Annotated in this window: 9 protein-coding genes; 5 read left to right on the forward strand and 4 right to left on the reverse strand. The window is 32.4% G+C overall.

Annotated elements, in window-relative coordinates:
* On the forward strand, positions 1-210 hold a 210-nt coding region (locus HMPREF0367_RS08215), incomplete at its 5' end, for an RpnC/YadD family protein (protein WP_035403224.1).
* Positions 211-346: 136 nt separating this feature from the next.
* Here HMPREF0367_RS08215 and HMPREF0367_RS10110 read toward each other — a convergent pair.
* Genes HMPREF0367_RS10110 through HMPREF0367_RS08230 form a run of 3 tightly spaced genes read right to left on the reverse strand, consistent with a single transcriptional unit; the run spans position 347 to position 2,409 of the window.
* The gene (locus HMPREF0367_RS10110) at positions 347-1,285 is read right to left on the reverse strand and encodes a hypothetical protein (RefSeq protein WP_051335229.1); all 939 of its coding nucleotides are present in this window, start codon (positions 1,283-1,285) and stop codon (positions 347-349) included.
* Complete coding sequence (tmk, locus tag HMPREF0367_RS08225) at positions 1,278-1,910, reverse strand: dTMP kinase (protein ID WP_015535728.1); 633 nt, start codon at positions 1,908-1,910, stop codon at positions 1,278-1,280. The genes HMPREF0367_RS10110 and tmk overlap by 8 nt, the downstream gene beginning before the upstream one ends.
* Positions 1,911-1,962: 52 nt before the next feature.
* Positions 1,963-2,409: a MerR family transcriptional regulator gene (locus HMPREF0367_RS08230; RefSeq protein ID WP_035403226.1), complete on the reverse strand. Its 447-nt coding sequence runs from the start codon at positions 2,407-2,409 to the stop codon at positions 1,963-1,965.
* A 126-nt stretch (positions 2,410-2,535) separates the two neighbouring features.
* Between HMPREF0367_RS08230 and HMPREF0367_RS08235 the strand changes: the two genes are divergently transcribed.
* Genes HMPREF0367_RS08235 through HMPREF0367_RS08250 form a run of 4 tightly spaced genes read left to right on the forward strand, consistent with a single transcriptional unit; the run spans position 2,536 to position 5,306 of the window.
* The gene (locus tag HMPREF0367_RS08235) at positions 2,536-3,015 is read left to right on the forward strand and encodes a flavodoxin (protein WP_035403229.1); all 480 of its coding nucleotides are present in this window, start codon (positions 2,536-2,538) and stop codon (positions 3,013-3,015) included.
* A 15-nt stretch (positions 3,016-3,030) separates the two neighbouring features.
* Positions 3,031-4,209: an iron-containing alcohol dehydrogenase gene (locus tag HMPREF0367_RS08240; RefSeq protein WP_035403231.1), complete on the forward strand. Its 1,179-nt coding sequence runs from the start codon at positions 3,031-3,033 to the stop codon at positions 4,207-4,209.
* A 5-nt stretch (positions 4,210-4,214) separates the two neighbouring features.
* On the forward strand, positions 4,215-4,748 hold the full coding sequence (locus tag HMPREF0367_RS08245) for a flavodoxin family protein (RefSeq protein WP_035403233.1): 534 nt from the start codon (positions 4,215-4,217) through the stop codon (positions 4,746-4,748).
* A gap of 3 nt (positions 4,749-4,751) precedes the next feature.
* Complete coding sequence (locus HMPREF0367_RS08250; protein WP_051335230.1) at positions 4,752-5,306, forward strand: SOS response-associated peptidase family protein; 555 nt, start codon at positions 4,752-4,754, stop codon at positions 5,304-5,306.
* A gap of 15 nt (positions 5,307-5,321) precedes the next feature.
* On the opposite strand, the gene HMPREF0367_RS08255 is transcribed toward HMPREF0367_RS08250, so the two are convergent.
* Entirely contained in the window at positions 5,322-6,206 is an 885-nt protein-coding gene (locus HMPREF0367_RS08255) for a YitT family protein (RefSeq protein ID WP_035403235.1), read from the reverse strand.
* Positions 6,207-6,554: the final 348 nt, after the last annotated feature.

Genomic DNA, 6,554 nt, shown 5'->3' on the forward strand with positions numbered 1-6,554 from the left:
TTAGACAGAATGAGAGAAGAAGCGAGTAATAAAGGTTTTATAAAGGGCAAAATTCAAGGTAAAACCGAAGGTATACAAATTGGAAAAGAAGATGGTGTTTTAATGATTTTAAAAAACTTATTAAAGAAAGGAATATCGGATTCTTATATTTTGGAAATCACCGGAGTTTCTTCTGAACTATTGATAAAAGCTAAACAATCATTGAATTAGAATGTTAAAGGGAAAGTCCATTATAGCTTTCCCTTTTCTATGTTCATCTAATTTATCTCTATACAAAACATTTGATATACAATCAAAATTATTTAAATCAAAAATCCTATACTAAAGAACTTAAAAGTATTAGTTGCTAATTTAAAGATTTAACAACTTTTTTTATATCAAAATAAATTTTATCCAAAAACAAAGCTAAATCAACTGGCCTTCTTAAAATATCCATTGCTTCCACTAGAATCGTTTGTATTTTAACACGCTTTGCCAAAGATAAATTATTTCCATCCTTTTTTAATTCATATAAGACCCATTGGATCCATAATCGAATCCATTCTTTTTTCATTAAAGAACCTTTTGCAATAAACACTTCACTTTGTAAAGAAAAAATTTCATTCATAGAGCCCATATTCTTTACATAATCTTTGGCAGCTTGTCGAATAATAGAAAACTCCTCATATTCAAGAAGCTCGCAAGCTTTGTTGTAGGTATATCCACTATTGGCCAACATCTGTGCTGTGTCTTGATCACATTTTTCAATGAGCTTATTCACAACATCCATTCTTGAAGCAGGTCTAAAATGGATCCATTGACAACGCGATTGAATTGTTGGAAGAATATTAGATTTTTCATCCGCAATCAAGATACCAAAGATTCCCGAAGCTGGCTCTTCCAAAAATTTCAAAAGACTATTTGATGCATCAACAGTTGCATCATCAAATCCTTCTAAAACATAGATCCTGCGATCTTCTATTTCAGCACTTGTTGTTTCAAACAACTCTTGAATTTTTAAAACATCATTTTTCTTGATTCGATTCTTTGTACCATCGATCCATTTATAATCAATAGCTTCTCCATGCTCAATTCGTTTACATGCATCACATTCCTGACAGGCAAAACCATCTTCATCTTTGTGTTGACACACCAAACTTTGCGCAAACAATAAAGCTGTTTCTTTTTTAGGAGCACTCTTATCTCCTTCAAATAAATATGCGTGTGCCAAATGATCTTTGGTCAAAGCATTCGATAGTGTTTTATAAACTACAGGCTGTGTTTCCTTTAATAATTTCTTATTCATATTCATGAATCACTTTCATTACTTCATTTAAAGTATTCTTTACAACAACCTTTAATTCTGGTTCTGCATCGATGACGCAAATTCTTTCTGGATACATTTCAATTAATTTCGCATATCCTTCTCTAACTTTTTTATGAAAATCACTTTGTTCAAGATCTAAACGATTTTTATCTCCTCTTAGATCCATGCGTTTCTGTCCGGTTTCAATACTGACAGAAAGGAAAAAAGTTTTTATTGGCATACATCCATCAATCGCAAATTGATTAATATCATAGACTTCCTGCATACCTAAATCTCTTGCATATCCCTGATAAGCAAGACTTGAATCTACAAAACGATCACATAGTACAATTGATTTATTCTTTAATGCTGGTAAGACCCTGTCTTTTAAATGTTGTCTTCTGCTTGCAGCATACAATAAAGCTTCTGTTCTAGGATCCATACCTGTATTTTCGACATCCAATAATATATTACGAATTGATTCAGCTATTTTAGATCCTCCAGGCTCTCTTGTATATACAACATCATATCCTAGTTTCTTTAGTTCTTCACAAATAGCTTTACAAACCGTAGTCTTACCACTGCCATCATTTCCTTCAAATGTTAAAAAGACTCCTTGTTTCATAAAATTCTTCTCCAATCATCCTGAATTATATCATATTTGCTTGATATTTTTCTTACATCGATTGAATATGATTTTTTATCTTTTTATATTCTTCTGGTAATTCTTCAGCACTTAATGAACGAACTCTTTCTTCACTTTGATCCTGGATCGCCATTTCATAATACCAGCATTTATATTTTAATAAATCCAGCGTTTCTTGAAGTTCTTTCATTTGTCTTTCTACATCTTTTTTTCTCTCTTCAAACAACTGTAACCTTTCTTCAAGCGAATCATCTCCTCTTTTTGTCATATCTATATAAGAGCGAATTTCTTTGATCGATAAGCCTGATTTCTTCAAACACTCAATTATTTTGAGCCATTCATAGTCTTTATCACTAAACATACGAATTCCACTATTTGATCTTTTCACAAAAGGTAATAAACCTTCTTTATCATAATAACGTAATGTTGATGCCGAAACATTTAAAAAACGAGCCATTTCTCCAACCGTGTACAACATAATTTCCTCCTTTAAATTTTTTTAATTTTGTTATTGACTTAAAGTTAACTTTAAGTTGTATTCTTTACATGAACTTATTATATATGGTTCAAATAATAAACATCAATAGAATAGGAGGAAATATTTATGTCCAATATCTTAGTTGCTTATTTCAGTGCCAGTGGTACAACCGAAAAAGTAGCCCAAAAGTTAGCCAGCCAAATTCATGCAGATCTTTTTAAGATCCAACCAAAACAAGTGTACACACGTGCTGATCTTAATTGGAATGATTCACATTCAAGAAGTACATTGGAAATGAAAGATCCAAATTCAAGACCAGAAATATTAAATAAAGTAGAGAAGATGGAACAATACAATACTGTATTTGTTGGTTTTCCAATCTGGTGGTATAGAGAACCATCTATTATTGATACCTTTATTGAAAGCTACGATCTTGTCAATAAAACAATCATTCCTTTTGCGACATCTGGAGGAAGCGGGATGGGAAAATCTTCTACGTATATCCAAAAATTAGCGCCTAAATCAAAAGTAACACAAGGCAAAAGATTGAGCTTCTCCATTACTGATGAAGAGTTGAATACATGGGCATGTTCCATGATCAAATAGGAATAAGGATACAACATGTCAAATTATATTTTTTTCTGTCCAACAAGAGTTTTATTTGGACAAGGTTCATTAAATGAATTCCATAAACAACCAATGCCAGGTAAAAAAGCATTATTGGTTATTTCAAATGGTCAATCTACGATTAAAAATGGTTCTTTAGAAAGAGTAAAAAAAGAACTTGCTGCTGCAAATTGTGAATATGTTCTTTTCAATGAAGTAGCAGCTAACCCACTTAAATCGACAGTTGAAAAAGGTGCACAGGTAGCTCGTCAAGAAAACTGCGATTTCGTCGTTGCACTTGGTGGAGGAAGTGTAATGGATGCAGCTAAAGTTATGGCTATGTTCATTCCTCAACCATCCGATGATTTATGGGACTACGCTGGTGGAAAAACAGGTAAATTAAAACCATTGGATAAAGAACCTCTTCCTTGGATCGCAATCACAACATCAGCTGGAACAGGAAGTGAAGTGGATACAGCCGGTGTCATCACCAATCCAGATACAAATGAAAAAATTGGTGTAGGCGGTCCCGATTCTTTATTCGCTAAATTTGCGATCGTGGATCCAGAATTAATGAAAACTGTTCCACCTAAATTTACAGCTTATCAAGGCTTTGATGCCTTATTCCATTCTCTTGAAGGATATATTTCATGTGTGCATAATCCAATGAGTGATCTAGTTCAAAGAACTGCTATTGAAAACATTGGTAAGTATTTGCCAAGAGCTGTTAAAGACGGTAATGATATGGAAGCAAGAGAAGCCGTTGCCTTTGCGAATACACTTTCCGGATATTCAATGATTACTAGTGCTTGTACTAGTGAACATTCCATGGAACATGCAATGAGTGCTTACCATCCAGAACTTCCTCATGGAGCTGGTCTGATCATGATTGCTAAAGAGTATTTTACTTTCTGGATCAATAAACATGTATGCGATGATCGTTTTATTGATATGGCTCGTTTCTTAGGCAAACAAGAGGCTAATGATCCAATGGATTTCATCGATGCTTTAGTTAAACTTGAAGAAGATTGTGGTGTATCCGAATTGAAGATGTCTGATTATGGTATCAAAAAAGACGAATGCATGACCATGGCGGTTAATGCTAGAGAAACTATGGGTGGTTTATTCATGGCTGATCCTGCCAAAACAACTCATGAAGAGATTGCAGAAATCTATCGCCGAACATATAAATAAAACATATGAAGATTCTATTATTATTTGGAAGTCCTAACCTCAATGGATCATCCAGGATTCTTGCCGATAATTTTATTCAAGGAGCTAAAGAAGCTGGACATTCTGTTTCTATGCTGGATATAGCTCATGCCAATATACACCCATGTACAGGATGTCTTCATTGTGGCTATGAAGGTCCTTGTATTCAAAAAGATGATATGAAACAGATTCGAAAACAAATACTTGATACAGACATGATCGTCTTTGTTAGTCCACTATATTATTATGGATTTTCTGCACAATTAAAAATTTTAATTGATAGATTCTGTTCGTTTAATACCAGCATTCATCAAAAACATTTAAAATCGGCCTTGTTGAGTGTTGCATGGAATGCGGATAACTGGACCTTTGATGCTTTAGAAAGTCACTACAAGACCCTTGTTCGTTATTTAAATCTGGGTGATCAAGGAATGATCTTAGGTTATGGATGTGGCACACCATCTATGACAAGTCATAGTATATATCCAAAACAAGCATATCAATTAGGACGAAATCTTTAAATCATGTATAATTGTTTTGGTGATACTATGTGTTCTTCAATTAAAATAAATCCTGAAGATGTGAAAAGCTTAAAAGAAAAGTTTAATGTTCCTTTCGATATCCCTACAGATACAATAAAGCCTAATGAAAAAGCCTTAGTTTTATATAAAGAAGGAAAGATCCTGCCAAAACTAATGAGCTTTGGATGGAATGATAAAGTTTTTATAATCAATGCCAGACAAGAAACCCTATTGGAAAAACCAATTTTTAAAAAAGGAAAACGTTGTGTTATACCCGCCAGTCTGTTTCATGAGTGGAGTTATGCGAAAGAAAAAGTCACTTTTCACTCAGATAACATTATGTATTTAGCCGGTCTTTACAATCAAGATAATGAGTTTTTGATCATTACCACAAAATCCAATGATTCTGTAAGAAGAACTCACGATAGAATGCCTACTATATTAGAGCACTCTCAACTCGAAAATTGGTTTAATGATACAAAATTCATTTCATTATTAAGACAGGAACCTAAAGAATTAGAACACGAACAAAAACTGGAACAATTATCTCTATTCTAAAAAAGAAGTAAGTATTTATTGAACACTTACTTCTTTTTGTTTTGACTTTCTTGAATTTTTATTGATATTCCAAGTTCCGATTACTTCATTAACTGTAGATACTGTAACAAACGCTTTGTAATCTGATTGATGAAGATAATTTAACAACTTCTTATATTCACTAGTTGTCATGATCGTTACAACTTCTATTCTTGGTGTTTTATCAAACCCGCCAACTGCTGAATAAATCGTTACTCCACGATTCATATCCTCCATAATATACTTCATGATTTCTTCATAGTGTTCACTTAGGATACAAATACGTTTACGCTTATTAAAACCACCAACAAAATAATCCACGGCTTGACCATTGGCATATGTACCAATCAAACTTACAATCATAGTAGAGATATCATACACAAAAATTGAAGTAGCTGCTGTAATCATTCCACATACAGTCAAAGCCTTTCCGATTTCTAAATGTGTGTACTTGCTAATGATCTTCCCTACAATATCTAATCCTCCACTTGAAGCATTGACATTAAATAACATTGCCTGACCGAAAGCGATAATTAAAGTATAGGAAACAAGATCATATACACTATTATGTGTTAAAGATTCACTTAAAGGACATATTTTTTCAAAAATCGCCAAAAACACTGGCAATAAGATAGACGTATATACAGTTTTAGCCCCAAATTCTTTTCCTATAAAAATAAATCCAATAACTAATAGACCTATATTTAAAATAAAAGTTATCAAAGAAATTGGTAAGTTAATTACTTGATTCAAAACCATAGATAGACCGGAAATACTTCCAACTACGATTCCACTAGGAATCAAAAAGAAATAAATTGAACATGAAATAATAAACATCGCAAATGTAATATAAGCAAATTCATAAGCTGTTTTCTTTGTCATAATCATCTCTTTCCTTTCCGCAAACGCACTCATTATAACAAGACAAGAAAGGAAATGATAGATATAAAAATGCTTTTTTACTATAAGAAATTTAAAAATCTAAATCATCCAATTTCTACCTTCATTTTTAATTTATATATCTAGTGTGATTAATAAATCATTCTCTTAAGTTTGTAATTTTGTTTCACTGTTTGAAAACTATTAATTGTTAGCATAAGGGTATATTCACATGAAAAAGAAAAGCTTTAAATAGACTTTCCCTTTTTAACATTCTAATTCAATATTTGTTTAGCTTTCATTAATAATTTAGAAGAAACTCCGGTTATCTCCAGGATATAAGAATCCGAT

This window comes from Faecalitalea cylindroides ATCC 27803 (genome assembly GCF_000469305.1).
GTDB classification, from domain to species: domain Bacteria; phylum Bacillota_I; class Bacilli_A; order Erysipelotrichales; family Erysipelotrichaceae; genus Faecalitalea; species Faecalitalea cylindroides.

What these genes read in the sequence shown, in the direction of transcription:
- HMPREF0367_RS10110 (WP_051335229.1), bottom strand. Translation starts at nt 1,285, where the DNA reads ATGAATAAGAAATTATTAAAGGAAACACAGCCTGTAGTTTATAAAACA.
- tmk (WP_015535728.1), bottom strand. Translation starts at nt 1,910, where the DNA reads ATGAAACAAGGAGTCTTTTTAACATTTGAAGGAAATGATGGCAGTGGT.
- HMPREF0367_RS08230 (WP_035403226.1), bottom strand. Translation starts at nt 2,409, where the DNA reads ATGTTGTACACGGTTGGAGAAATGGCTCGTTTTTTAAATGTTTCGGCA.
- HMPREF0367_RS08235 (WP_035403229.1), top strand. Translation starts at nt 2,536, where the DNA reads ATGTCCAATATCTTAGTTGCTTATTTCAGTGCCAGTGGTACAACCGAA.
- HMPREF0367_RS08240 (WP_035403231.1), top strand. Translation starts at nt 3,031, where the DNA reads ATGTCAAATTATATTTTTTTCTGTCCAACAAGAGTTTTATTTGGACAA.
- HMPREF0367_RS08245 (WP_035403233.1), top strand. Translation starts at nt 4,215, where the DNA reads ATGAAGATTCTATTATTATTTGGAAGTCCTAACCTCAATGGATCATCC.
- HMPREF0367_RS08250 (WP_051335230.1), top strand. Translation starts at nt 4,752, where the DNA reads ATGTATAATTGTTTTGGTGATACTATGTGTTCTTCAATTAAAATAAAT.
- HMPREF0367_RS08255 (WP_035403235.1), bottom strand. Translation starts at nt 6,206, where the DNA reads ATGACAAAGAAAACAGCTTATGAATTTGCTTATATTACATTTGCGATG.